Genomic DNA, 661 nt, shown 5'->3' on the forward strand with positions numbered 1-661 from the left:
TCGGCGGCGAACTGCCGTTTCAGCCGGACTACCGCAGCGAGTATGTGCACAAGCTGATCGCCAAGGGCGACGGCTGGATGCTCTTCCCACCCATCCCGTTCAGCGACGACACGCCGAACTACGAGCTGACTATCCCTGCACCAAGCCCACCGTCGGCCACCAACTGGCTCGGCACCGACGACCAGGCACGCGACGTGATGGCCCGAGTGATTTTCGGCGCCCGGGTATCGATCCTGTTCGCGTTGGCACTGACCTTCATCAGCGCCCTGATCGGCATCACCGCCGGCGCGCTTCAAGGCTATTACGGCGGCTGGGTGGACCTGCTCGGTCAGCGGTTGCTGGAAGTCTGGTCGGGGTTGCCGGTGCTGTACCTGCTGATCATTTTGTCAGGCTTCGTCGAACCCGATTTCTGGTGGCTGCTGGGCATCATGGCATTGTTTTCCTGGCTGACGCTGGTCGATGTAGTGCGTGCCGAGTTTCTGCGCGGACGAAACCTGGAATACGTGAAGGCCGCACGCGCTCTGGGGCTGGGAGACCGGACCGTGATCGTGCGGCACATTCTGCCCAATGCCATGAACGCGACACTCAGCTACTTGCCGTTCATTCTGACCGGTGCCATTTCAACCCTGACGGCCCTGGATTTCCTGGGTTTCGGCATGCC

Annotated in this window: 1 protein-coding gene; it reads left to right on the forward strand. The window is 61.7% G+C overall.

The window, feature by feature from the left end:
* A partial coding sequence (locus BZK31_RS28805) for an ABC transporter permease subunit (protein ID WP_157900844.1) occupies positions 1-661 on the forward strand: 661 nt, incomplete at both ends.

This window comes from Pseudomonas floridensis (genome assembly GCF_002087235.1).
In the GTDB taxonomy this organism is placed as follows: domain Bacteria; phylum Pseudomonadota; class Gammaproteobacteria; order Pseudomonadales; family Pseudomonadaceae; genus Aquipseudomonas; species Aquipseudomonas floridensis.